General features: G+C 63.1%; 25 protein-coding genes and 1 pseudogene. 15 read left to right on the forward strand and 11 right to left on the reverse strand.

From position 1 onward, the window contains the following. Nucleotides 1-162 precede the first annotated feature (162 nt). Together IVA82_RS39575 and IVA82_RS39580 are read right to left on the reverse strand one after the other, a co-directional pair. Nucleotides 163-933: a glucose 1-dehydrogenase gene (locus IVA82_RS39575; RefSeq protein ID WP_247389260.1), complete on the reverse strand. Its 771-nt coding sequence runs from the start codon at nucleotides 931-933 to the stop codon at nucleotides 163-165. 22 nt (nucleotides 934-955) lie between these two features. Next, nucleotides 956-1,141 carry a hypothetical protein gene (locus IVA82_RS39580; protein ID WP_007609848.1) on the reverse strand — a complete coding sequence of 62 codons (186 nt, stop codon included), beginning with the start codon at nucleotides 1,139-1,141 and terminating at the stop codon, nucleotides 956-958. A gap of 359 nt (nucleotides 1,142-1,500) precedes the next feature. Between IVA82_RS39580 and IVA82_RS39585 the strand changes: the two are divergent. Further along, nucleotides 1,501-2,466 (forward strand): annotated as a pseudogene (locus IVA82_RS39585) (acyltransferase); the annotation flags it as partial. A 620-nt stretch (nucleotides 2,467-3,086) separates the two neighbouring features. Here the strand turns inward: IVA82_RS39585 and IVA82_RS39590 are convergent. Together IVA82_RS39590 and parE are read right to left on the reverse strand one after the other, a co-directional pair. Further along, nucleotides 3,087-3,869, reverse strand: a complete 783-nt coding sequence (locus IVA82_RS39590; RefSeq protein ID WP_247389262.1) for an outer membrane beta-barrel protein — start codon at nucleotides 3,867-3,869, stop codon at nucleotides 3,087-3,089. Nucleotides 3,870-4,312: 443 nt separating this feature from the next. Further along, nucleotides 4,313-6,355 (reverse strand): DNA topoisomerase IV subunit B, encoded by a 2,043-nt coding sequence (gene parE, locus IVA82_RS39595; RefSeq protein WP_247389263.1) that lies wholly within the window; start codon nucleotides 6,353-6,355, stop codon nucleotides 4,313-4,315. Nucleotides 6,356-6,628: 273 nt separating this feature from the next. Here parE and IVA82_RS39600 point away from each other — a divergent pair, with 273 nt between their 5' ends. The 3 genes from IVA82_RS39600 (at nucleotide 6,629) to argC (ending at nucleotide 9,033) form a co-directional block, all read left to right on the forward strand. Next, complete coding sequence (locus tag IVA82_RS39600; protein ID WP_247389264.1) at nucleotides 6,629-7,159, forward strand: DedA family protein; 531 nt, start codon at nucleotides 6,629-6,631, stop codon at nucleotides 7,157-7,159. A gap of 225 nt (nucleotides 7,160-7,384) precedes the next feature. Further along, nucleotides 7,385-8,053, forward strand: coding sequence for an FMN-binding negative transcriptional regulator (locus IVA82_RS39605; RefSeq protein ID WP_247389265.1), 669 nt, complete (start codon nucleotides 7,385-7,387; stop codon nucleotides 8,051-8,053). Next, entirely contained in the window at nucleotides 8,050-9,033 is a 984-nt protein-coding gene (gene argC, locus IVA82_RS39610) for an N-acetyl-gamma-glutamyl-phosphate reductase (protein ID WP_247389266.1), read from the forward strand. Before IVA82_RS39605 ends, argC begins: the two co-directional genes overlap by 4 nt. A 192-nt stretch (nucleotides 9,034-9,225) precedes the next feature. On the opposite strand, the gene IVA82_RS39615 is transcribed toward argC, so the two are convergent. The 4 genes from IVA82_RS39615 to phaC form a co-directional block, all read right to left on the reverse strand. Continuing rightward, nucleotides 9,226-10,092, reverse strand: coding sequence for an ornithine carbamoyltransferase (locus tag IVA82_RS39615; RefSeq protein WP_247389267.1), 867 nt, complete (start codon nucleotides 10,090-10,092; stop codon nucleotides 9,226-9,228). Between the two features lie 97 nt (nucleotides 10,093-10,189). Continuing rightward, nucleotides 10,190-10,957, reverse strand: coding sequence for an outer membrane beta-barrel protein (locus IVA82_RS39620; protein ID WP_247389268.1), 768 nt, complete (start codon nucleotides 10,955-10,957; stop codon nucleotides 10,190-10,192). 290 nt (nucleotides 10,958-11,247) lie between these two features. Next, nucleotides 11,248-11,646: an MAPEG family protein gene (locus IVA82_RS39625; RefSeq protein WP_247389269.1), complete on the reverse strand. Its 399-nt coding sequence runs from the start codon at nucleotides 11,644-11,646 to the stop codon at nucleotides 11,248-11,250. A gap of 82 nt (nucleotides 11,647-11,728) precedes the next feature. Continuing rightward, nucleotides 11,729-13,537, reverse strand: coding sequence for a class I poly(R)-hydroxyalkanoic acid synthase (gene phaC / locus IVA82_RS39630; RefSeq protein WP_247389270.1), 1,809 nt, complete (start codon nucleotides 13,535-13,537; stop codon nucleotides 11,729-11,731). On the opposite strand from phaC, the gene IVA82_RS39635 reads away from it, so the two are divergent. From IVA82_RS39635 to IVA82_RS39670, 8 genes are all read left to right on the forward strand, one after another. Continuing rightward, nucleotides 13,536-13,727, forward strand: a complete 192-nt coding sequence (locus IVA82_RS39635) for a hypothetical protein (RefSeq protein WP_247389271.1) — start codon at nucleotides 13,536-13,538, stop codon at nucleotides 13,725-13,727. The two genes, phaC and IVA82_RS39635, sit on opposite strands and share 2 nt — an antisense overlap. A gap of 65 nt (nucleotides 13,728-13,792) precedes the next feature. Further along, the gene (locus tag IVA82_RS39640) at nucleotides 13,793-14,068 is read left to right on the forward strand and encodes a hypothetical protein (protein WP_247389272.1); all 276 of its coding nucleotides are present in this window, start codon (nucleotides 13,793-13,795) and stop codon (nucleotides 14,066-14,068) included. A 240-nt stretch (nucleotides 14,069-14,308) separates the two neighbouring features. After that, on the forward strand, nucleotides 14,309-15,529 hold the full coding sequence (locus tag IVA82_RS39645; RefSeq protein WP_247389273.1) for an LL-diaminopimelate aminotransferase: 1,221 nt from the start codon (nucleotides 14,309-14,311) through the stop codon (nucleotides 15,527-15,529). Between the two features lie 29 nt (nucleotides 15,530-15,558). Beyond that, nucleotides 15,559-16,875 carry a homoserine dehydrogenase gene (locus tag IVA82_RS39650; protein ID WP_247389274.1) on the forward strand — a complete coding sequence of 439 codons (1,317 nt, stop codon included), beginning with the start codon at nucleotides 15,559-15,561 and terminating at the stop codon, nucleotides 16,873-16,875. Between the two features lie 116 nt (nucleotides 16,876-16,991). Next, on the forward strand, nucleotides 16,992-17,993 hold the full coding sequence (glpX, locus tag IVA82_RS39655; RefSeq protein ID WP_247389275.1) for a class II fructose-bisphosphatase: 1,002 nt from the start codon (nucleotides 16,992-16,994) through the stop codon (nucleotides 17,991-17,993). Nucleotides 17,994-18,118: 125 nt separating this feature from the next. Further along, nucleotides 18,119-18,838 (forward strand): haloacid dehalogenase type II, encoded by a 720-nt coding sequence (locus IVA82_RS39660; RefSeq protein WP_247389276.1) that lies wholly within the window; start codon nucleotides 18,119-18,121, stop codon nucleotides 18,836-18,838. A gap of 30 nt (nucleotides 18,839-18,868) precedes the next feature. After that, entirely contained in the window at nucleotides 18,869-19,195 is a 327-nt protein-coding gene (locus tag IVA82_RS39665; RefSeq protein WP_247389277.1) for a hypothetical protein, read from the forward strand. 45 nt (nucleotides 19,196-19,240) lie between these two features. Further along, on the forward strand, nucleotides 19,241-19,423 hold the full coding sequence (locus IVA82_RS39670) for a hypothetical protein (RefSeq protein WP_247389278.1): 183 nt from the start codon (nucleotides 19,241-19,243) through the stop codon (nucleotides 19,421-19,423). Nucleotides 19,424-19,478: 55 nt separating this feature from the next. Here IVA82_RS39670 and IVA82_RS39675 read toward each other — a convergent pair whose 3' ends face one another. The 3 genes from IVA82_RS39675 to IVA82_RS39685 all read right to left on the reverse strand — a co-directional run bounded on the left by IVA82_RS39675 (nucleotide 19,479) and on the right by IVA82_RS39685 (nucleotide 20,845). Next, entirely contained in the window at nucleotides 19,479-19,682 is a 204-nt protein-coding gene (locus IVA82_RS39675) for a glutathione S-transferase C-terminal domain-containing protein (protein ID WP_247389279.1), read from the reverse strand. After that, complete coding sequence (locus IVA82_RS39680) at nucleotides 19,604-20,113, reverse strand: glutathione S-transferase family protein (RefSeq protein WP_247389280.1); 510 nt, start codon at nucleotides 20,111-20,113, stop codon at nucleotides 19,604-19,606. Before IVA82_RS39680 ends, IVA82_RS39675 begins: the two co-directional genes overlap by 79 nt. A 66-nt stretch (nucleotides 20,114-20,179) precedes the next feature. Continuing rightward, nucleotides 20,180-20,845 carry a GntR family transcriptional regulator gene (locus tag IVA82_RS39685; RefSeq protein WP_247389281.1) on the reverse strand — a complete coding sequence of 222 codons (666 nt, stop codon included), beginning with the start codon at nucleotides 20,843-20,845 and terminating at the stop codon, nucleotides 20,180-20,182. Between the two features lie 119 nt (nucleotides 20,846-20,964). Between IVA82_RS39685 and IVA82_RS39690 the strand changes: the two genes are divergently transcribed. The 3 genes from IVA82_RS39690 to IVA82_RS39700 are packed head-to-tail and all read left to right on the forward strand — an operon-like array spanning nucleotide 20,965 to nucleotide 24,074. Then, entirely contained in the window at nucleotides 20,965-21,762 is a 798-nt protein-coding gene (locus IVA82_RS39690; RefSeq protein ID WP_247389282.1) for an enoyl-CoA hydratase/isomerase family protein, read from the forward strand. A gap of 9 nt (nucleotides 21,763-21,771) precedes the next feature. After that, the gene (locus IVA82_RS39695) at nucleotides 21,772-23,031 is read left to right on the forward strand and encodes a CoA transferase (RefSeq protein WP_247389283.1); all 1,260 of its coding nucleotides are present in this window, start codon (nucleotides 21,772-21,774) and stop codon (nucleotides 23,029-23,031) included. Between the two features lie 50 nt (nucleotides 23,032-23,081). Then, a complete protein-coding gene (locus IVA82_RS39700) occupies nucleotides 23,082-24,074 on the forward strand; it encodes a tripartite tricarboxylate transporter substrate binding protein (protein WP_247389284.1) in 993 nt (330 codons plus the stop codon). The last annotated feature ends 235 nt before the right edge of the window (nucleotides 24,075-24,309 follow it).

A 24,309-nucleotide genomic window follows, 5' to 3' on the forward strand; every position in this document is an offset into this window, starting at 1 on the left:
CGAAGCCGACGTGACGGAGCCCACCATCTGAACCTCTGGCGCGGACGCAAAACAAGCCGTTCGCGCTCAATCCGGTGAACCGCCGTATACGGACCCGTATGTACGGTGGTGTGGGAGGGGAGAGTCGCGAGACTCCCCCTATCCCGATCGTGTGGGATAGCCTCAGGCCATGACCGAGAAGCCACCGTCGACGGGAATTGCAGTGCCGGTCACGAAGACCGATGCAGGCGAGGCGAGGAACACCGCGATGCCCGCGAAGTCGTCGATGTCGCCCCAGCGCCCTGCGGGCGTGCGCGCCAGCACACGCTCATGCAGCCCCGCCACCTGCTGCCGCGCGCCGCGGGTGAGATCGGTATCGATCCAGCCGGGCAGGATGGCATTGACCTGGATGTTGTCCGGCGCCCACGCGTTGGCGCAGGCACGCGTGTACTGCACGATGCCGCCCTTGCTCGCCGCATAGGCGGTCGCGAAGCTCGCGCCGAAGATCGACATCATCGAGCCGATGTTGATCACCTTGCCGTTGCCGGACGCCTTGAGCGCGGGATAGGCCGCCTTCGAGCACAGGAAGGCGCTGGTGAGGTTGGTTTCGATCACCTTGTTCCACTCGTCGAGCTCGAGCTCGTGCGGCGGCTTGCGGATGCTCATGCCGGCATTGTTGATGAGGATGTCGATGCGGCCAAGATCCGTGACGACGCGCTCCACCATCGCAGTGACTGCTGCCTTGTCAGTGACGTCGGTGGTGACGGCAAGCGCCTTCACGCCGCGCTGCTTGAGATCTGCCACAGCGGCTGCGGATTTCGCTTCGTTGCGCCCGACCACGGCGATGTCGGCGCCGGCGTCGGCGAGGCCGTGGGCCATGCCGAGCCCGATGCCGCCATTGCCTCCCGTTACGACCGCGACCTTGCCGCGGAGATCGAACCGGCTGGATGTCATGCTCTTTATTCCTTGGTTTCTTCTATTGGTTGCTCTGCCAGATCAGCACCAGGCCGAAGCCGGCCATGGCTGCGCCATAGCCCGCCCATTGCAGCTGGTTGACCATGAAGCTCGATCGCGGCCACGCAACAGTGCCCGTGCCCTGTCCGATCCAGAGCAGCCCGACGGCGAGAGCAAACAAGCCTGCGATCAGCAGAAATCTGCGCATGCATTCCTCCCGTTGGTCCGCTTCTGTCGTGGCGCGCGGCGTCAAGCGCCACAACCGCGAAAGCTTAGGGCCAGACTAGCCGGCTTCAGCTCGGATACAATGGCTACGGATGCAGGGCAGTAGGGAGGACGCAAGGGCCGCGATATTGGCTGGTCAGTCGGCAGCGGCATTTTTTATGCTATTGACAACACGGGACAGCTTCAAAGCGCCGCGCGCTCGATTCGATAGGAATTAGCCTTTGGTCAGGCCTTGAGACCGACGCGCATCGTGCTAGGTTGCACGACGTCTGGTTGAAGGCAGGGAACCACGGGGTAATGGAAAAAGACAAGCTTGCAGGCCTGTAGGTCGCACGGGCCTGCGCTGCGGTCAGCATCGCCTATTTTCATTCCTGGCATGTCGCGATGCAGTTTCCCAAGGGAACGGACTATCCGATCCCCTTTCTCCAGAACTACGGCGGCTACACTGTCGATTTCTTTTTCGCGATCGGCGGTTTCGTTATCTGCATGGTCGTGACGAAGCCCCGATTTGAGCCGGTCCCGTTCCTGATCCGCCGAGCTTTCCGGCTCTATCCACTTTGGATCGTGACGTCATTCGTGCTCGTCTACATCTACGCCAAGTACCTTGGCTGGCCGCCGGACAGCACATACGCGTTCTTCGTCTACTCGCTTACGCTCCTGCCTACCAACGGCTATCCGTTCTACGACCTCGGCTGGAGCCTTCAGCACGAGATGGCATTTTATGTGATCGCCTCACTGCTCACGCCGCGCTTGGGCCTACCCGGACTGATCAGCTTTCTGGTCATCGGCACGGTCTGCGATCTCACCTTCGATCTGCCGTGGTACCTGCATCGATACGCCTTTTTCTATCCCAACTTCCTCGCCGGCATCGCGGCATTCCTGCTGTTTCGACGTCTCAAGCCGGCCGGCTTTTTGCTGCCTTTCCTGCTTGGAATTGGCGCGCTCTATGCGGCAAATTATTGGGGTGGCCGCATCGGCTTCCAGCTCGGCTGGTTCCTGCTGCTGATCGGTTTCGTGAACATCAGGTTCAATCCGGACTCGATTGCCGAGCGGGTCGGAATCGCACTCGGGGACGCATCCTATTCGATCTACCTGTTTCACGCTCTCGTGTTTTCCTACGTCTACGCGAAGCTGGGGGCGAGCCTTCCGCCGCTCTGGACGCAGGAACCCATTCGCTACGGCTGCATCGCTCTCGTCGGCGGCCTCGCCGTGCTGAGCTGGAGATTGTTCGAGACTCCGATGAACGCGCTGGGGGCTCGGCTGGCGTCACTGGCAAACGCAAGATTTACGCGGCAGCAACTTGATTGATCAGAACTACCGGGTCCAATCTTCCTGCCAGCTCGATTCCGTGACAGATCCCGCCCTTCATGTGGGCATTTGGCGTCGTCCCGCTCTTGCGGGTCGTGTTGAGATTCTGAATGTAGCCGCAGAGGTATCCATATATCCGGGCCTGGTCGGGACCGCTAGGTCGATCGCCGATGCGCGATGGCCTTTGTCGTTCCACGGAACGTCACTCCGCCGGGGACATGGCCTTGTGCGCCGGGCCGGAAAGCGCCGCGCCAGAATTCAACTCGCCGCGCAGCGTCAGCCCATCAATCGAGAACCCCGTGCTGCCTCGACCCAGGAAACCGCAGCCCGGCCCCGCAACGATGTCGGAAATCGGCTTCGTCAGTTTGGATGGTCCACCAACTCTATGGCAAGAGTCCGGACGCGGGGATCCAGGCGGTCGGCATCGCGCAGGCCGATCCATGCCATTTCGAGATGCGCGGGACCAAGCGATCATCGATGGGATCGGGCGGAGGATCGAAGCACAGCTCGCCGGCGCATACAGGGCGCTGAAGGCGAAGGCGAACGTGAGCCGCTGAAAGGTCCAAAACGAAAAAGCCCCGGACGATGCCGGGGCTTTGACGTTTGGTCGTGTGACTGGCTCAGTACTTCGCGACGACCGGGCCGGTCCAGTTGAAGCGATACACCAGCGAGGTCGAGATCGTCTGGTTCCAGCTGTTGGCGCGGATGCTGTTGCCGACCGGAACGTTGCCGACGTCGAACAGTTCGTCCTGTGTCTTGGCATTGTAGAAGGCCGAACGGTATTCGGTCTTCATGAACCAGCCGGGCGACTGGATGCCGAAGATGTTCAGGCTGTTCTCGACGCCACCGCCGACGAACCAGCCGTTGCGGTTGTAGCTGTTGAGGTGGACACCGACCGGGACGCCAGCGAGGTCAGTGAAGTTGGTCTGGCCGAAGTGGGCGCCCGAGTAACCGCCGTTGACGTAGGAGAGAACGTTCGGAGCGACCAGCCAGCCGAGGCGCACGCCTGCGGCCCACGAGGTTTCCAGCTTCTGGCTTCCGGTGATCTGAAAGATCGGGTCTTGGATGGTGGCGCGGATGCTGCCGAACTGACCGTCAGCGAATACACCGGCGACCCAGGTGCCGCTGAACTGCCAATCGTAACCGGCGCCGACCGTGCCGAACCAGCCCGAACCACCCTGGCGCTGCGTGATCGTCAACGGCGTGCCGGTGGCCGTATCCACAACGCTCTGGTCAGCATTCGAGAGGCCGCCACCGCCGCCGCCGAAGATGTAGAAGCCGGTCCAGTTGGCGACCGGCGCCGCCATCGGGGCCTTCACGTAGGGGCGGGCCCCAAGGTCGGCCGCCGAGGCCGAACCGGTCATCGCCGCCACCGCGGTCAGAGCCAGCAAAATCTTCTTCATGTTTAAATCCCCAACCCTGGTTCGTTTAGCGGGCGCGAGCGCCGTTCCGGTCAAATTCGATGATCGGACTATAGACGCTTCCCTCCGAAATGCTGTTGCTCCCCAGACACAGATGATTGAAAAGGATCCGGTGTTGTACGGAGGACACAGAGATGCGCGAGCCGATCCAGTAGTCAGAAAGACGAATGCTATCAGTTGGTTAAGTCGAGTCCTCGGCTTACACGCCGAAGGTGTGCTCGCTAGGACAGTCGCCATGTCGAAACCTCGGCCGGAAAATTCTGAGCGGTCGGCTCGAGATCGACCGATCAAATCCGCTGATTCTGGCTTCGAACCACTGTTCGATGAGTCGCGGACCGGATTCCGGTCGACGCCGCATGCAGTGCCCGCCGCAAGCGAGAAGCGGATGGAAATTTGCGAGCACCTGGACGCCTGCAACATCTGCCTCAGACGTCGAGCAGTTCATCGCTCGCAAACTCGGCCTTGTCCGAGATGAAGGCGAAGCGCGCTTCAGCCCTGGTGCCCATCAGGCGCTCCACCGAATCCGCCGTGGTGTCGCGGTCGTCGGCGAGCAGCACCACCTTCAGCATGGTCCGCTTGGCCGGATCCATGGTGGTCTCCTTGAGCTGCGCCGGCATCATCTCGCCGAGGCCTTTGAAGCGGTTCACCTCAACCTTCGCGTTGGCGTTGAACGCGCTCTTGATCAGCGCCTCCTTATGCGCGTCGTCGCGGGCGTAGACCGATTTGGTTCCGCTGGTCAGCTTGTAGAGCGGTGGCACCGCCAGGAAGAGGTGCCCCTCATCGATCAGTCGCGGCATCTGCCGGTAGAAGAAAGTGATGAGGAGCGAAGCGATGTGGGCGCCGTCAACGTCGGCGTCGGTCATGATGATGATGCGCTGATAGCGCAGATCCTCCTCGCGATAGTGCGCGAGCGTGCCGCAGCCGATCGCCTGCACCAGATCTGAGAGCTGGGCATTCGCCGTCAGCTTGTCCTTGCCGGCAGAGGCGACGTTGAGGATCTTGCCGCGCAGCGGCAGCACGGCCTGGGTCTTGCGGTCGCGGGCCTGCTTGGCGCTGCCGCCGGCCGAGTCGCCTTCGACGATGAAGAGCTCGGAGCCTTCCGTGCCGGCATCGGTGCAGTCGGCGAGCTTGCCCGGCAGGCGCAGCTTCTTGCCGGCGGTCTTGCGCGCGGTCTCCTTTTCCTGGCGACGACGCAGCCGCTCCTCGGCGCGGTCGATCACGAAGTCGAGGAGCCTGTTGGCCTGGTTCGGGTTGCCCGAGAGCCAGTGGTCGAACGGATCCTTCATCGCCTGTTCGACGATGCGCTGGGCTTCGGCGGTGGCGAGACGATCCTTGGTCTGGCCCTGGAATTCCGGCTCGCGCACGAACACCGAGAGCATCACGGCCGCGCCGACCATCACGTCCTCCGACGTGATGGAGGCCGCGCGCTTGCCTTGGCCGGCGCGCTCGGCATGATCCTTCAGGCCGCGCAGCAGCGCGCTGCGCAGGCCCGATTCATGCGTGCCGCCGTCGGGCGTCGGTACCGTATTGGTGTAGGACGAGAGAAAGCCATCGGCATCCGCGGTCCAGGCAACCGCCCATTCGCAGGCGCCGTGCGCGCCGTTGCGCCCCGACTTGCCGGAGAAGATGTCGGGGTGCACCAGCGTGTCAGCGTGGATCGCTGCGCCGAGATAATCCTTAAGGCCGCCGGGGAAGTGGAACGTTGCCTCCGGCGGCACGTCTTCGATGCCCTTCAAGAGTTCGGGCGCGCAATTCCAGCGGATCTCGACGCCGCCGAACAGGTAGGCCTTGGACCGCGTCATCTTGAACAGGCGCTGCGGCTTGAACGCGGCCTTGGCGCCGAAGATGTCGGTGTCCGGCTTGAAGCGCACGCGCGTGCCGCGGCGGTTGTTGATCTTGCCGAGATCCTCGAGCTTGCCCTTGGGATGGCCGCGCTCGAAATTCATGCGGTAGAGTTTCTGGCTGCGCGCGACCTCGACCTCGAGGCGCGAGGAGAGGGCGTTGACCACGGAGATGCCGACGCCGTGCAGGCCGCCCGAGGTCTCGTAGACCTTTGAATCGAACTTGCCGCCCGAATGCAGCGTGCACATGATGACTTCGAGCGCCGACTTCTTCGGAAATTTTGGATGCGGATCGATCGGGATGCCGCGGCCGTTGTCGGTGACAGTCAGAAAACCGTCGGCGCTTAAGTCGACCTCGATGAAGGTCGCGTGCCCGGCGAGCGCCTCGTCCATCGAGTTGTCGATGACTTCCGCAAAGAGGTGATGCAACGCCTTCTCGTCGGTGCCGCCGATATACATGCCAGGCCGGCGCCGGACCGGTTCCAAGCCCTCCAGCACCTCTATGTCGGCCGCGGTGTAGTCGGCTTCGGCGCCGCCAGCGCGCGTGGCCGCCTTGGGCGCGCGGGGTTTCGGCTCGTTGCCGCCGAACAGGTCGTCTTTTGCTTTGGTTTTCAACTGCTTGGACATATAATCTTGATGCGTTTTGAGGGATCGCACAGGCGGCGAATCGGTTGGCGTGACTATGCCACTTCTGGCTTGAAAAGGTCACCGCAGGACGGCCCGGCTGGTGTGGGTGGAAGCCGATCCCGGCAATTTTACGCCGCAGGCCCTTCAGTTCCCGGCAATTTGACGTCCAGGTCCAGGCTCGCCCGGTCTTTGTGACTTGATGTCACACAAGTCCTTGGCTTACCAGTCATTTTCATTATCTGGGTCCTGTCGGGGCGGGAAGGCTATTCTGGAATGGAGCAGTATGCGCACGCGCTGGCCGACTTCGTGCGCGCTCACCAGGCCTGGGCAGCTCCGATCGTGTTCGCGCTCGCCTTCGGGGAGTCGCTGGCCTTCATCTCGCTGCTGATCCCGGCCTGGGGTGCGCTGGTGGCGATTGGCGCCCTGATCGGAGCCAGCGGCATCAGCTTCTATCCGGTCTGGATTGCCGGCGGCATCGGCGCAGCGCTCGGCGACTGGGTCTCCTATTGGTTCGGTTACCGCTACAAGGAGAATGTCGCGCAGATGTGGCCGCTGTCGCGCTATCCGGAACTTCTCCCCAGGGGCGAGGCCTTCGTGCGAAGCTGGGGCGTGCCCAGCATCTTCATCGGCCGCTTTTTCGGGCCCTTGCGCGCCTCGGTGCCGCTCGCCGCCGGCATCTTCGAGATGCCCTATTGGAGCTTCCAGGCCGCCAATTTCGTCTCGGCCCTGGTCTGGTCCGCCGCGCTCTTGCTGTTCGGCGACGTGATCGCGACGATCATGGAATGGATCTGGCGCGTGGTGTGAGCCCTGAACCTTGACGGGAACCGCGCTTGGCCGTATAGCCGCGCGTCATGATCAACGCCGCGACCATCCTGTTCGCCCGTCGCCGCCGCCGCAGCTTAGCGGTTTGGGCGGTCGATCGCGTTTGAGATCATCGTCTTTGCCGCTGGATCCGATCCGCGGCATTCTCTCTCCTGTCAGCGCGATCTGATCCGGCGGCCCCCCAGGGAGGCCCAGCAGGAGACCACGATGTACACACCACCTTTTTTCAAGCAGGACCGCGCCGCGAGCCTGAAATTCGCCAATGAGCGCGGGTTTGGCACCATGTGCGCCTTCGACGGCCACAAGCCGGTCGCCTCGCTGTTGCCGTTCTACCTGACCTATGCCGCCGACGGCACGCCGCAGGCCGCCTTTCATCTCGCCCGTCACAATCCGCTGTTAAAGCTTGCGGACGGCGCGACCGCCTGGCTGCTCGCGGTCAACGGCCCGGATGCCTATGTATCGCCGGACTGGTACGTCTCGCCGGATCAGGTGCCGACCTGGCTCTACCAGTCGGTTCACCTGAGCGGACCGGTGCGGCCTCTGACGGACGACGAGCTTTCCGAGCAGGTCGACACGCTCAGCGACAAGTTCGAGACCTGGCTGCTGCCGAAGAAGCCGTGGACGTCGGCAAAGATGACGGCGGGCCGGCTCGAGGCGATGAAGAAGGCGATCGTGGGTCTGGTCATGACGGTTGAAGAGGTCGAAGGCAGCTTCAAGCTCAACCAGCACAAATCGGATGCCGACTATACGGCGATCGCCAATGCGCTCGGTGCGCAAGCCCATGCCGACGCCAGGGAAATCGCGCAACTGATGCAGGACGTGAGGCCGGAAGCCTTCGCGGACGAAAGCAACAAGCTCGAAAGGAGCGTGCCATGAGCCTCGCTGATACCAAGCAAGCACCGACCAGCGGCGCTAAGACGAAGCCCGCCACCGTCTTCGTCGATGGCGGCTCCGGCACCACCGGGCTCGGCATCAACGAGCGGCTCAAGCTCCAGGGTGACGTCGCGGTGAAGACGATTGCCGACGACAAGCGCAAGGACCCCGCGGCCAAGAAGGCGCTGATGGAGGAGGTGGATCTCGTCATCCTCTGCCTGCCGGATGACGCTGCCAAGGAAACGGTCGCACTCATCGACAGCATGGGGCCGTCGGGCCCGAAGGTGCTGGATGCCTCGACCGCGTACCGGATCGCGCCGGATTGGGCCTACGGCTTTCCGGAGTTGACGCCGGACCAGGCCGGCAAGATCAAGGCGGCGAAAAAGGTCTCCAATCCCGGCTGCTATCCGACCGGCGCGATCGCGCTGCTGCGGCCGATCGTCGATGCCGGCCTGCTGCCGCAGGACTATCCCGTCACGGTCAATGCTGTGAGCGGCTATTCCGGCGGCGGCAAGTCGATGATCGCGAGCTTTGAAGACGGCAGCGCGCCGTCCTTCGAGCTCTACGGCCTCGGCTTCGAGCACAAGCATCTGCCGGAGATGCAGCTCTATTCCAACCTGACGCGGCGGCCGATCTTCATTCCCTCCGTCGGCAACTACCGGCAGGGCATGCTGGTCTCGGTGCCGCTCCAGCTTGACACGCTGCCTGGTAAGCCCAGCGGCGCTGATCTCCAGGCCGCACTGGCCAAGCGCTATGCCGGCTCAAGGTACGTTTCGGTGATGCCGCTTCAGAACGAAGCGATCAAGGGCGGCAAGCTCGAGCCGGAGGCGCTGAACGAGACCAATCAGCTCGAGCTCTACGTCTTCGCCAGCGACAAATATCACCAGGCGGTGCTGGTCGCCCGGCTCGACAATCTCGGCAAGGGTGCTTCCGGTGCGGCCGTGCAGAACATGCGGCTGATGCTGGGATTGCCGGAGGAGTAGAACTCTGTTGCCCCGGACGCAGCGCAGCGCGTCTTCGGCGGTGCGCTGCAGAGCCGGGGCACGAGAGCGAACCACGTCGAACATCGCCAATTGGAGCATGATCCGGAAAAATGCGAAGCGGTCTTCCGAATAGATCATACTCAAACGACACCTCTAAAGCGCGATCACGATTCATCCTGATCTCGTCGCGCTTTAGGCGACGATCCATTCCAGCAGCGCGTTCTGCGCGTGGAGAAGGTAAGCCTTCGCGACCGTGGTTTGGCAGGCTGGGTGGCTCATCGCATCGGCCGTGACTTCCTGACCCCGGGTCACCGGCGGGCAGGGGAGGAAAATTGCGTCAGGGCGGCATTTGTCGAGGAGCGACACCGATATCCGGTATGTCGCGAGTTGATCGTCGTGCGCACCGTCGGGCCAGCAGTCTGTGATGATCACGTCGGCATCGAACAACGCGTCCAGATCGACGCTGGCGGTGAACCTCGGACTTGCGATGTCCTCGATATGCCAATCCGCCGGATAGACTTGCGTCACGTGGATCGGCAGCGAAATGGAGGCTTCGACCCAGGATCGGAAGATATTGGCGTCCGGAGCAACGCCGACGACCTTCAGGCCCTCGAGCGTTCCGCGCCTGCTTCCGAGATAAGCGAGATCGCCGAGCGTCTCGCAGGGATGATTTGATCGCGTCCTGGCGTTGACGACGGGCGCTCTGGCGCTCGATGCGAGCCCGCGCAAGGTCGATAATTCCTGGGCGCGCACGGCCAGGATGTCGAACCAGTTGTCGAGATATCCTGCCAGATCCGCCGTCGTTTCATGGACGTTGAACCTGATCGGCAGTTGTACGCTGATGCCGCCCATCGCCTGGACGCCAAGATCAAAGGCGGACGTATTCCTCCATCCACCGTCATCAACGACGATGCCGACGCGCTTGCCGGCCAGGCTCTGGGGCATGGCACGCTCGTTCCATGCCCCTGCCAGGACCTGCGCACGGGCGACGATCGACAGGATGGTGTCCGATCGCAGGTCGTGGAATTCGAGAAAATCCCTGTTGGACTCGCTACGCATCCAGGTCCCGGTGTTTGATCGGCAAGCGTGCCCGGACGAAACGCTGCCGCGGGCGTCCCGAAGGACGCCGGCGGCCGTTGGGGATTTGCCGCGCCGCTCAGTATTTGGCGACGACCGGGCCGCCAAACCTGTAGTTGATGCGGACCGTGATCAGATCGACGTCCTGACCGATGCGGTCGGTGCGCGAGAACGTGCCGACAGGCGCCAGCGCGCCATTGGACGTGAGGGTGACATCGCGGTTCCCCATGAACAGATGGTCGTATTCGAGGCCGACCGACCAGTTCGGGGCAAAACCGTATTCGAAGCCGACACCGACCGTGCCGCCCCAGCGAGTCTCGTCGGCACCATCGAACTCAGCCCCGGCCAGACCGCCCGTACCGATGCCGCGGTAACGATCGCGGGTGACGGCGCCGCCGCCCTTGACGTAAAGCAGCGCATTGTTCCAGGCGTAGCCGACCTGGCCGGTGAAGAGGCCGAAGGCGTCGACGCGGGTGCGGTTCGCGACCCCGAACACGGTGCTGGCATTCTGGCCGGAGAGGTCGGCCCAGTCGCCCTGGGCCTCGAGGCCGAACACGAAGGCGCCGGTCTGCCAGCGATAACCGATCTGGCCGCCGGCGACGGCGCCCGTCGCGTCGTGGCAGCCTTCGGCAACGCCGGGGGCGAACCCGACGGTCTGGTCCCAGCACTTGCGCGATGAACCATAGCCGCCGTTGGCGCCAATGTAGAAGCCGCTCCAATCATAGAGGGCGGCGATCATCGGCGGTGCCTTGGTATATGGGCGGGCGGCCAGATCGGCTGCGTTGGCCTGGGTCACGACGGCCGCGAACGAGATCGCGCCGAGCGCGGAAGCAATCTTCCAATTCATGTCTGCACCGAATCAATCAATTGCGACGCCCAAATATACCTGTGGATGAGTGACAATTTGTAGATGCAATCGGAAGTAATGGTAGGTTTTTGCGGCACTGTTATCTTCCGGCAACACCGCCGGCATCCGCAGCATAGGGCGCTCTTCCGTGCCCCGGCCACAGCGCAGCATTCGCAGCATTTGTGAGCGATGCACTGGAGAGCCGGAGCCCATGCTTCCGGCATCTGTAGCCTCGGATCCCGGCTCAGCGGCGCATCACGATCGGGCTGCGTCTTGTTAGGGACACGGGATCAAACCAGCTTGAAAATTGCCAGCGCCAGCACGGCTTGCGCGAGGAAACCGACGGTGAAGGCGAGGGTGCGGAACACCGGAATCCCCAGCGTGTACACGATCAGATGCGCGACGCGCGACCAGAAATAGACGGCGCAGGCAAGCGCGGTCCATTTCGAGGAATAGTCGATCGCATTCAGAATCAGCACCAGCGGTGCGAAGAGCACGAGGTTCTCGACCGCATTGTCATGCGCGAACATCAGCCGCGTTGCCCATTCGGCCTGCGGCTTGTCGTTGCGGGAGGGATTGGCCAGGGCGCCGGAGAGACCCCGAACCTGGCACCGGTTGATGGTGTAGGGAATCCAGAGGATTCCGGTCAGGATCATGGTCAGTGTCAGCCAGAACAATTCGCGCGTCATAACCCGGTCCCCTCGTTTAATCGCTGTCGCAAGTAATCGCTGTCGCAAGAGTGGAGCTTATACGAAGCTGCGGAAGATTCCGCTATGCGCGAACCCTGACATAGCTGCCGGGGGCGTCCTCGATCGGGGGCAGCGCCTCGCTGCCGACGCTGCGTGCCGGGACTTCCTCCGGATCGATTCCGCCCAGCCATTCGCGCCAGTCCGGCCACCATGAGCCCTTGTGCTCGACGGCGCCCTTCATCCACTCGGCGACTGTGACGTCCTTGACGTTGTCGTTGGTCCAGTACTGGTATTTGTTCGACGCGGGCGGATTGACCACGCCGGCGATGTGGCCCGAGCCGGACAGCACATATTTCACCGGACCGCCGAAGAACTGCGAGCCATAAAGCACCGACTCGGCCGGCGCGATGTGGTCCTCGCGGGTGGCGAGATTGTAGACGGGCACCATGACTTTGGACAGATCGAGCAGGGTGTTGTCGAGCACCATCGTGCCGGCGGACAGCCGATTCTCCAGATAGCAGTTGCGCAAGTAATAGGAATGGTTCGACGCGGTCATGCGCGTTGCGTCCGAATTCCAGTGCAGCAGGTCGAATGCGCTCGGCTGCTGGCCTTTGAGGTAATTGCTGACGACGTAGGACCAGATCAGGTCATTGGACCGCAGCATGTTGAAGGCCATCGCCATCTTCGAGCCTTCGAGCACGCCGGCCGCCTTCATGTCCTGCTCAAGGGCTGCGATCTGATCCTCGTCGACGAAGACGAGGAGGTCGCCGGCGTGGGTGAAGTCCACTTGTGCGGCAAAGAACGTCGCAGAGCTGACGCGCTGGCGGCGCTTCTCGGCGAGCCAGGCCAGCGTGGTCGCGAGCATCGTGCCGCCGACGCAATAGCCGGCGGTGTGCACCTTCAGCTCGCCGGTGACCTTCTCGATCACGTCCATAGCTGTGAGCACGCCTTCCTTCATGTAGTCTTCCCAGCTTTTGCTGCCGAGCCCCTTGTCGGGATTGACCCATGAGATCACGAACACGGTGATGCCCTGGTCGACGCACCACTTGATGTAGGATTTCTCCGGCTTGAGATCGAGGATGTAGAATTTGTTGATCCACGGCGGCACGATCAGCAGAGGCGTGCGTAGCACCTTTTCCGTCGTCGGCGCATACTGGATCAGCTGCATCATCTCGTTCTGGTAGATCACCTTGCCCGGCGTCGTCGCCATGTTGACGCCGACGACGAGGTTGTCCGGATCGGACTGGCGGATCTTCAGCATGCCCTTGCCGGCAGCGATGTCCTCGGCAAGCATCTTCAGGCCGCGCGCGAGATTGTCGCCGGACGTTGCGACCGTCTCGCGCAGCACTTCCGGATTGGTCAGAACGAAATTCGACGGCGACAGCGCGTTGGCGACCTGCTGGATGTAGAACTCCGCCTTGCGGCGGGTCTTTGGATCGAGCCCCTCGGCGTCGCGGACCAGCTCCTGCGCCCATTTGGTCGTGAGCAGATAGAGCTGCATCACGAAATCGAAGAACTGGTTCGACTTCCATTCCGGATCGGCGAAGCGCTTGTCGCGCGGCGATGGCGCGATCGCGGGCGGAGCGTCCTCGCCGGCCATGCGCCGCGCCGCCGAGCCCCAGAGGTCGAGATAGTCCTTGGCGAGCTTGGTCTGGAGATCGGACGAGCGCGTACTGTCCGACAGCCAGTATTCGGCGACCGACGTGAAGGTCTTGATGACCTCGGTGAGCTCGGCCGGCGGGCGATCCTGCACCTCGCCGCTCTCGCGCGGCTTCAGGTATGCAGCGAGCGCCTTGCCTCCGCTCTCCATCGCCCGCGCGACATTCATCGCGAAGGCTTCCGCATTGAACTTCGTCTCTGACTTGGGCGTGTCGGTGGTGGCGATACTCATGAGCAGAACAGTAACGATTCATTCCGTATTCGTCACCGCGAAGCTCGCACGTTTGGCGTTAAACACTCTCGAAGATGTGCTGCACTGCGACAAAGTTTCTTGGTTCCGTCACAATCAAGCCGCACCCGACCGGGTTGATGGACGTCGGATGGTTTTCTCGCTCGCACCATTTTTGGGCACAATGGTTTGAGCTTGGACGGGTTGTCGGGTTAAGGTCCGGCAGCCTTGCGTTGGGACGAGGTGGGGATTTCCCAAGTGTTGGCGTTGAGGGACCTGCAAAAGACGCGGCTTGCCTGCTGCGCACTGCTGATTGCGGCGGCTGCGCTGGGCGGCTGTTCGAGTCAGCTTGCCGACCTTGCGCCTGCCGATGCGCAGGCGCACCCCAGGGAGCCCGGCTCCTATCTGCCGGTGCACGATCTGCCGCCGGACCGTGATCAAGCAGTCATCCCGCCGGATCAGCGCGCCAAGATCGAGGCCGAGCTTGCCGCGGCGCGCGACCGCCAGGCCACTGCCGCCAAGGACGCCAAGTAACCGAAGGCGCAAGACGCCAGTTGGGGCGCTGCAAGGTAATCGCTGGCGCCCCCGCCACACCGTGCTAAAAAGACCTGAGTTCAGCCGAGAGTTGGGGCGAAGGAGTTCAGCCCTTGTCGCCGAAAATGGCTCTAGGCTTTTGATGTAGAGGTATTTTCGCCCAGGAGCCGGGTGCCTTTCAAAGGGCCGTCACGGCCCTTTCGATTCGGTCCTGACCGGTTGCCCGGAGCCCAGAGAGCCATGGAAGAATTTTACCGCATCCGCCGCCTTCCGCCTTACGTGTTCGAGCAGGTCAACCGGGCCAAGGCCGCCGCACGGAATGCCGGCGCCGACATCATAGACCTCGGCATGGGCAATCCGGACCTGCCGGCGCCGGCGCACGTGCTGGAGAAGCTCAAGGAGACCCTCGGCAAGCCGCGCACCGACCGCTATTCGGCCTCCCGCGGCATCCCCGGACTGCGCCGGGCCCAGGCCGGCTATTACGCCCGCCGCTTCGGCGTGAAGCTCAACCCGGACACCCAGGTGGTGGCGACGCTCGGCTCCAAGGAGGGCTTTGCCAACGTGGCGCAGGCGATCACCGCGCCTGGCGACGTCATCCTCTGTCCGAACCCGAGCTATCCGATTCACGCCTTCGGCTTTTTGATGGCAGGCGGCGTGATCCGCTCGGTTCCGTCGGAGCCGACACCGCAGTTCTTCGAGGCGGTGGAGCGGGCGATCGTGCACTCGATCCCGAAGCCGCTGGCGCTGGTGGTGTGCTACCCCTCGAACCCGACTGCCTATGTTGCGAGCCTCGACTTCTACAAGGATCTCGTGGCGTTCGCGAAGAAGCACGAGATCCTGATCCTGTCCGATCTCGCTTACGCCGAAGTCTATTTCGACGAGAACAATCCGCCGCCCTCGGTGCTCCAGGTGCCGGGCGCGATCGACGTCGCCGTCGAGTTCACCTCGATGTCGAAGACCTATTCGATGGCCGGCTGGCGCATGGGCTTTGCGGTCGGCAACGAGCGCGTCATTGCAGCCCTCGGGCGCGTCAAATCCTATCTGGACTACGGCGCCTTCACGCCGATCCAGGTCGCGGCGACCGCCGCGCTGAACGGCCCGGATGATTGCATCAAGGAGATGCGCGACACCTACCGCAAGCGCCGCGACGCGCTGGTGGAGTCGTTCGGTCGCGCCGGCTGGGAGATTCCGCCGCCGCAGGCCTCGATGTTCGCCTGGGCGCCGTTGCCGGAAGCCTTCCGCAGCGTCGGCAGCATGCAGTTTGCGACCCTGATGGTGGAGAAATCCGGCGTCGTGGTCTCGCCCGGCGTCGGCTTCGGCGAACATGGCGAAGGATATGTCCGCATCGCCATGGTGGAAAACGAGCAACGGATCAGGCAGGCCGCGCGCGGCGTGCGCCGCTTCCTTGAAAGCGGCATGGAAACGTTGCACAACGTCGTTCCGCTCGCCAACCGGCGTTAATTCTCTTCGACAGGTTTTCTAAAAGCACCATGGTCGCACCCCTGAAAGTGGGCATAGCGGGGCTCGGCACCGTGGGCGCCGAAGTTGTCCGTTTGATTGAAACGCAAGCCCGCGTGCTCGCAGGGCGCAGCGGACGCGGCATTCGTGTCGTCGCCGTCACCGCGCGCTCGAAGGCGAAGAAGCGTAGCCTCGATCTGCGCGATGTCGAATGGGCCAGGGATCCGATGGCGCTGGCCACGCATCCCAGCATCGACTGTTTCGTCGAACTGATGGGCGGTGCCGGCGATCCTGCGCTCTCCGCGGTCGAAGCCGCGCTCAACGCCGGCAAGTCCGTCGTCACCGCCAACAAGGCGCTGCTCGCCAAGCACGGCCTCAAACTGGCAAAGGCCGCTGAAAAGCACGGCGGGGCGCTGAATTTCGAGGCAGCGGTCGGCGCCGCAATCCCCGTCATCAAGACGTTACGCGAGGGTCTTGCGGGAACCGGCATCAACCGCGTCTACGGCATCCTCAACGGCACCTGCAATTACATCCTGACGCGGATGGAGCAGGAAGGCTTATCCTTTGCCGAATGCCTGAAGGATGCGCAGCGGCTCGGCTATGCCGAGGCCGATCCGTCCTTCGACGTCGACGGCCACGACACCGCACAAAAGCTCGCCATTCTCGCCAGCCTCGCCTTCGGCACGAAAGTTGCTCAAAGCGCGGTGTATGTCGAAGGTATCTCTTCCATCGCGCCGGAAGATCTGCGTGCGGCCGCCGATCTCGGTTATCGCGTCAAGCTGCTCGGCGTTGCCGTGCGCACCGCCACGGGCATCGAGCAGCGCGTGCATCCGACCATGGTTCCAAAATCCTCCTCGATCGCGCAGGTGATGGGTGTCACCAATGCGGTCACGATCGATGGCGAGGGCATTCCGCCGATCACGCTGGTCGGCCCGGGTGCCGGGGGAGCTGCCACCGCATCCGCGGTCGTTGCCGACATCGCCGACGTCGCGCGCGGTATCCGCGCCAATCCGTTCGGCCGGCCGATCTCGCATCTGCGCGACACCAAGAAGGCGCCGATGGAGCGGCACGAGGGCGGCTACTACATCCGCCTGCTGGCGCGCGATTTCCCGGGCACCGCGGCCGCGATCGCGACCCGGCTGGCCGAACAGAAGATTTCGATCGAGTCGATCGTGCAACGCCATCCCAATGGCGGCGCTACGCCGGCAAATGGCAAGGCGGTGCCTGTGCCCGTCATCCTGATCACCTACGCAACGCATGAGGACGCCGTGCGCCGCGCACTCGCCGCCGTGCAGCGCGACAAGGTGATCAGCGGACGGCCGCAGGTCATAAGGATCGAGAAGAACTAGGGCATGCTCCGGATCAGCATGCCGAAATGAAGAGTGCGGGTTCGAACGAACCGCCGATGTTGCGAGTTGATGCGGACGGAGATTTCCGTCCAAACCTGTCTTGAAGGAGTGAGCCGATGTCGACCCATATTTCAGTGCCGCCGCACGCGTTGCTCGAGCGCATTCTCACGCTGGAGATCGTGCGGGTGACGGAGCGGGCGGCGGTGTCTTCGGCGCGGCTGCGCGGGCACGGCAACGAGAAGGCGGCCGACCAGGCTGCCGTGGACGCGATGCGGCGCGAGCTCAACAAGCTGCCGATCGAAGGCACCATCGTGATCGGCGAGGGCGAACGCGACGAAGCGCCGATGCTGTTCATCGGCGAGAAGGTCGGCATGAACGCCGGGCCGCAGGTCGACATCGCGGTCGATCCGCTCGAAGGCACCACGCTGTGCGCCAAGAACATGCCGGGCTCGATCGCCACCATGGCGATGGCCGACGGCGGCACGCTGCTGCATGCCCCTGACGTCTACATGCAGAAGCTCGCGATCGGCCCGGGTTACGCCAAGGGCGTCGTCGAGCTCGACGCCACGCCGGCCGAGAACGTTCGCCGTCTCGCCAAGGCCAAGGGCGTGCCGGCGGAGGGGATCACCGTTCTGGTGCTCGACCGTCCGCGCCACGCCAGCATCATCGAGAGCGTGCGCTCGACGGGCGCGGCCGTGCGCCTCATCACCGACGGCGACGTTGCCGGCGTGATCCACTGCGCCGATCCCGACAACACCGGCGTCGACATGTATCTCGGCACCGGCGGCGCGCCGGAAGGCGTGCTCGCCGCCGTGGCGCTGCGCTGCATCGGCGGTCAGATGCAGTGCCGTCTGATCCTCGACTCCGACGAGAAGCGCGAGCGCGCCGCCAAGATGGGCGTCAACGATCCCAAGATGATCTACGGCATCGAGGACATGGCCAGGGGCGACTGTCTGTTTGCCGCCACCGGCGTCACCACGGGCTCGCTGCTCTCGGGCGTGAAATTCCGCAAGGACGGCGTGATCGAGACCGAGACGGTGGTGATGCGCTCGGTCACCGGCACCGTGCGCTACATCAAGGCCGAGCACCGGCAGCTCGAGAAGTTCTACCTGGGTTGACGCTTTCCGTCGTTCCGGGGCGCGACGAAGTCGCGAAGCCGGAATCCAGAGGTTGTTGCGCGAGATTCCGGGTTCGCGCTTCGCGCGCCCCGGAATAACGACAAGAACAATCAGGAGGAGCGCACATGTCCGATCTTTCCACCGTCAAAGCCCTCGTCTTCGACGTGTTCGGCACGGTCGTCGACTGGCGCACCAGCCTGATCACCGACTTCATGTGGTGGAGCAGGGGCCGCGGCATCAGCGCCGACTGGACCGCGCTGGTCGACGGCTGGCGCGGCATGTACATGGCCTCCATGGACGACGTGCGCCAGCATCCGGAGCGCGGCTATGTGATGCTCGACGATCTGCACCGCCGCTCGCTGGAAAAGCTGGTCGAGCAGTTTGCGATCAAGGGCCTCACTGACGCGGACCTCGATTATCTCACCAAAGGCTGGCACCGCCTGCATCCCTGGCCCGACAGCGTCGCCGGCCTAACGCGGTTGAAATCGAAATTCGTGATCTCGCCGCTGTCCAACGGCAACGTCGCGCTGCTCACCAACATGGCGAAGTTCGCGGGCCTGCCCTGGGACCTGATCATGTCCGCCGAACTGTTCGTGCACTACAAGCCGGATCCCGAAACCTATCTCGGCGCCGCGCGCCTGCTCGGCCTCAAGCCAGCGCAGGTGATGATGGTCGCCGCCCACAACGGCGACCTCGCCGCCGCACAGAAGAACGGCCTGAAGACCGCGTTCGTGGCGCGGCCGACCGAGTACGGTCCGTTGCAGAAGGTCGATTTCGAAGCCACCGGCAACTGGGACATCGTCGCCAGGGATTTTGGCGGGATCGCCGATCGGCTGGGGTGCTAGACTCGGCCTGAACGTGTTGGGGGAAACCGAATGAACCGATCCGCGGCCACCGATGCTGCCGATGCGATCAGCACATATATCCTGGCGAAGGATGGCAACCGCCCTCAATTGATGAAGCTGGCCTTTGTGGAGGACTGCGAACTCGAAATGGCCGTCAAGACTGACGCCATCTCGTTTCCGAGTTCGGCAAAGGGGCTCGAGCAAATCACCCAGGTGCTGGTCACCGGCTTCGGTGACCAGTACGAGAATGTGCGCACGTTTTGCCTCTTGCGTCCCAGGGCAGGCCACCTGCCGCATTTCCGTTGCGATTGGCTGGTCGGGATGTCGGCGCGGCAGGGCGGCGCCGTTCGCGTCTGATGCTGACACTATGACTGGCATTTTGGTCCCGACGACGATGGGCGCGTGAAGAAGCTCGTGATCGACATTGAGGTGATGTGCGTGCTTCCGGCCGAGGGTTCGAAGCCGATCATGCAATGGCTAGCGGCTTTGCCCTATCCATGGTGCTCGGACGTCCAGGCGCGCGAGTGTATTCCGGACATCGACGCGTTGCGGCCGATCGAGCGCTTCCTCGGTGGACGGAAATGACAAAGCAGCCAGCTAGCTTGGCGCAACCGGCTGCGAGCAACTCTCTCAGCAGGACCTATGGCAAGCGCGGCCTTGTCGCCACAAAGGCGGCTCTCGCGGAGAACTCCGACCACCAGTGACTAACTCTGCGGTGCTTTTGGAGAAGCGCTCTTCCTTGATCGGCGAGAACAAAATAGCCAATCATCGGCGCGAGATGAATGTCCGCGAGCGATAGTTGATTGCCGCAGAGATATGGTCCCTCGACGAGGGCTTTCTCCAATGCTGACAGGATCCTCGGCGCAGCTTCGAGGCCTTTTCGAAATTGTTCTCGTCCGCCGGCAATCCCATGCGCGGCCTGAAAACCCCGTCGGAGAAGACTTGCCTCACCAGAGGCCAGTAAGCGTAGCTGTCCACGATCGACATGATCTGATTGCAACGCGCCCGCGTTCTTGGCTCCATGGATTGAAGCTCGGGTCCTTCGAACGCTTCATCCACATAGCGCGTGATGGCGCCCGTTTCGTAGACGACGAGTCCATCATGAACCAGCACGGGAACGCGCTTGAAGGGATGCATTGCAAGGTAGCTTGCAGGGAAATTCTCCGCGAATGGATTGACCTCGACCCAATCGTACGCCACGCCCTTTTCATGGAGAGCCAGGCGGGCGATCCAGGAATAGACGCTGTATTGGTAGCCGTGCAGCTCGATCGCCATGTGATGCGCTCCTGGTCTCCAGGATTGCCCGATACTGGCAGGCTTACAACCGTTGTGACCTCTCCCTCACGCGATCTTCAGCGCGAGCTCGCTCCCGTCCGTCTCCGCAAATCCGGCTTGCAAGACCTCTTCGCGCTTGTGCCGGAGATGTGCGCGCAAGATGTGGGAAAGGCCAACGCCATCGCGCCTCTGTAGCGCGTTCAGAATCGCTTCGTGCTCGCTGACCGCGAACGCCCAGCGTTGCGGGCTCATCGGCGTGACGTAGCGCGCGCGGCGAATGCGCGCGGTCACGGAGGCATAGAGCCCCGAGAGCACGGGATTTCCGGCGGCGGCGACGATCGCCTCGTGGATGGCGCGGTTGCCGCGATAGTACTGGATCAAATCGCCCTCGCGATAGTGCTGCACCATCGAGGCGTGCGCGGCGGCAATCTCGTCGATCTCGGCCTCCGTGATGCGCTCGCAGGCGAGCTCGCCGGCGAGTGCCTCGAGGCCCTGGCAGACCTCAAACAGGTCGCGCATGTCCTTGTCGGTCAGCTTCGCCGCGCGCGAGCCGCGATGGGGCAGCAAGTGCACCAGGCCCTCGGCGGCGAGGACCTTGAGCGCTTCGCGCAGCGGCGTGCGCGAAATCTGCAGCCGGTCGCACAGCTCGCGTTCGGGAATGCGGGCGCCGGGCGGGATTTCGCCCTCGAGCAGAATGGCGCGAATGCGCCCGACGACCTCCTCATGAAGCATGGAGTAGAGCCTTATTTTTGCATGCAAAAGTTGGGGTTTTATCCGGTACGATGCTAGATTTAGCTTGAAAATATCACATTTTGCATTCAAAAAGGTAAAAAACATAGAGGACTTGGGAGATGGACCAACAGGTCGCGGCGACGGGAGACCTCGTTTTTGAACGCGATGGCGATATCGGGCGGATCGTCTTCAACCGCCCGCAGGCGCGGAATGCCTTCACCTTCGCCATGTACGAGCGGCTGGCGGACATTTGCCAACAGGCCAATGAGGATCATTCGATCAAGGTGTTGGTGCTCCGCGGCGCCGGCGACAAGGCCTTCGCCTCGGGAACCGACATCAATCAGTTCCGTGAATTCAAGACACCGCAGGACGCGATCGACTACGAGAATCGGATCGATCGGGTCCTCGCCGTGCTCGAGCAATGCCGCGTTCCCACCATCGCCGCGATCAACGGATTCTGCACCGGAGGGGGAGCAGGCATCGCCGCGGCCTGCGATCTGCGCATCGGCACCGCCAGCACGAAAATCGGATTCCCCATCGCCAGGACGCTTGGCAATTGCCTGTCGATGTCCAATGTCAGCCGCCTCACGGCGCTCATCGGTGCTGCACGGGTCAAGGATCTGATCTTCACGGCGCGCCTCGTCGAAGCCACTGAAGCTGCACGCGTCGGGCTGCTCACGGAAGTCGTCGAGGATATCGCGGCGCTCGACCGGCGTGCCGACGAAGTTGCGCGGCTCCTTGCCGGCCATGCGCCACTGACGCTCAACGCGACCAAGCAGGCGGTCGCCCGCCTGCAACGGCGGCTGACGCGGGAGGAAGGCGAGGACCTGATCCTGATGTGTTACACCAGCGAGGATTTTCGCGAGGGCCTTGACGCATTTCTTACCAAACGCGCGCCGCAATGGCGCGGCGAGTAGGACAGGCCGATGCAAAAGGATCCATCGCAATCCACTTCTGATCGCTCGGGACCGCTCGCCGGCCTCAAGGTCGTTGATCTCACCCACGTCATGGCAGGTCCGACCTGCACCTTGATGCTCGCCGACATGGGCGCCGACGTCATCAAGATCGAAAAGTCACCGAATGGCGACGATACCCGCCACTCGGTGCCGCCGAAAATCGGCGACGAGGCGGCCTCGTTCCTGATGATGAACCGCAACAAGCGCGGCATCGTGCTCGATCTGAAAACCGATGGCGGCAAGCATGTCCTGCGGCGGCTGATCGCGAGCGCCGACGTCCTGGTCGAGAATTTTGCACCCGGCGCCATGGAGCGCCTGGGCTTCGGCTACGAGGACCTGCACAAGGAGTTCCCGGCGCTGATCTACTGCTCGCTGTCGGGGTTCGGCCGCACCGGCCCCTACAAGCACCGCCGGGGATTCGACCTGGTGGCGCAGGCGATGAGCGGGATCATGAGTTTTACGGGCGAGCGTCCCGACGGTCCGCCGGTGAAGTGCGGACCGCCGCTGTCCGACATCACCGCCGGCCTGCTCGCGAGCATGGGCATCCTCGCTGCCTATGCGCATCGTCTGAAAACCGGCGATGGACAATGGGTCGAGACGTCGCTCTATGAAGCCGCGTTGGTGCAGACCTATTGGCAAGCGACCATCGCCCTTGCCGCGGGCACGGCGCCGCGCGCGATGGGCTCGGCGCATCCGCTCAACGCGCCGTATCAGGCTTTCGAAGCTTCCGACGGCTGGCTCGTGGTCGGCGGGGCCAACAAGAAGCATTGGCTCCTGATGCTGGAGGCGCTCGATGCGACCGAGCTTGCGGCCGATCCGCGCTTCGTCACCGGAGCCGACCGCATGGCACATCTGAAGGAGCTCGAAGCGGTGTTGAGCAAGCGTTTCCGGACGAGGTCGCGATCGCATTGGCTGGCGGCGCTTGACGAGAAGGGCGTGCCGTGCGGTCCTGTCCACGACATGCTGGAGGCGTTGAGCGATCCGCAGACGCTCGCGCGCGAGATGGTCGTCGAAGTCGAGCATTCGACGCTCGGCCCGGTCAAGACGATCGGGCTTCCGGTCAAATTCTCAAAGACGCCCGGCAAGGTGCGTTCCGGTGCGCCTGTGTATGGCGAACATACAGGCGAGGTGCTGGCGGAGTACGGGTTCGACCAGCAGCAGATCGAAGCGCTCGAAAAAGAAGGCGCGATTGTCTTGGGGTCGAGCAGGCAGGAGGAACGAGTCGCCTGACCTGACGTCGCTACCAATAAACAAGATCAAAAATCGGGTGGAGGAAAAACATGCGCAATACGTCGACATATCTGCTGTCTGCGGCCGTCATTGTGCTCGCCGGCATGACTCCCGCCAGCGCAGCCTGGCAGCCGCAGAAGCCGATCGAGTTCGTGGCGACCGCAGGGCCGGGCGGCGGCACGGACAATCTGGCCCGCGCGGTGCAGAACATCATCACCAAGTACAAGCTGACGGACCAGCCGATTGTCGTCGTCAACAAGGGCGGCGGCAGCGGCGCCGAAGGCTATGTGTACGGCAAGGCGTCCGCGGGCGATCCCTACAAGGTCATCTTCGGCACCTCGAACGCCTGGCAGCAGCCGCTCGTGTCCAAGGTTGCCTTCAACTACACCGACCTCACCCCGATCGCGGCCATGGCCCAGGACGAGTTCCTGCTCTGGGTCAAGCAGGATGCGCCCTACAAGACGGCAGGCGACTATTTGAAGGCCGCGGCCGCAAACGAATTCAAGATGGGCGGCGCGCAGTCGAAGGACACCGATGAGGTGTTGACGCGCATGATCGAGAAGATCGGTCACGTCAAGCTGACCTACATCCCGTTCAAGAGCGGCGCCGAGGCCGCGGTGCAGCTCGCCGGCGGGCACATCGACTCGCATATCAACAATCCCAGCGAGAGCCTCGGCCAGTGGCGCGGCGGCACGCAGCGCCCGCTATGTGCCTTCAGTCCGAAGCGTCTGCCGCAGGGCGCCAAGATCACTGCGACCGAAGGCTGGAGTGACGTCCCGACCTGCGTCGAACAGGGTCTCGACATCGCGCAATATGAGCAGCCGCGGACGGTGTGGCTGCCCGGCAAAGTCACGCCGGAGCAGGCTGCGTTCTATGTCGACCTGATGAAGAAGGTTCAGGCCACGCCGGAATGGAAGGACTACATCGAGAAGACCTCGCAGGTCGACACGTTTTTGACTGGCGATGCTCTGGACAAGTTCATCAAGCAGGATCTCGAGCACCTCAAGCAAGTTGCGAGCGAGCAGGGCTGGCTGATCAAGTGAAGCGGGCAAGCCTCTTCAAAGGCAGGGCGATTGCATATGACGAACAACGTGGCGGGCAGGTCGCCTGCGGCCATTCTTCGAGACGCCCGCCTGCCGCGGGCCCTCAGGATGAGGTCGCGTTCTGCAGCGAAGTATCAGACCCTCATGGTGAGGAGCCCGCCAAAGCGGGCGTCTCGAACCATGCGGGCCGAGCACGTTCGGCATCTTCCCCGCTGCCACATGCGATAGCCCTGCC

Origin of the sequence: Bradyrhizobium sp. 142, from assembly GCF_023074015.1 — a bacterium.
Lineage (GTDB): Bacteria > Pseudomonadota > Alphaproteobacteria > Rhizobiales > Xanthobacteraceae > Bradyrhizobium.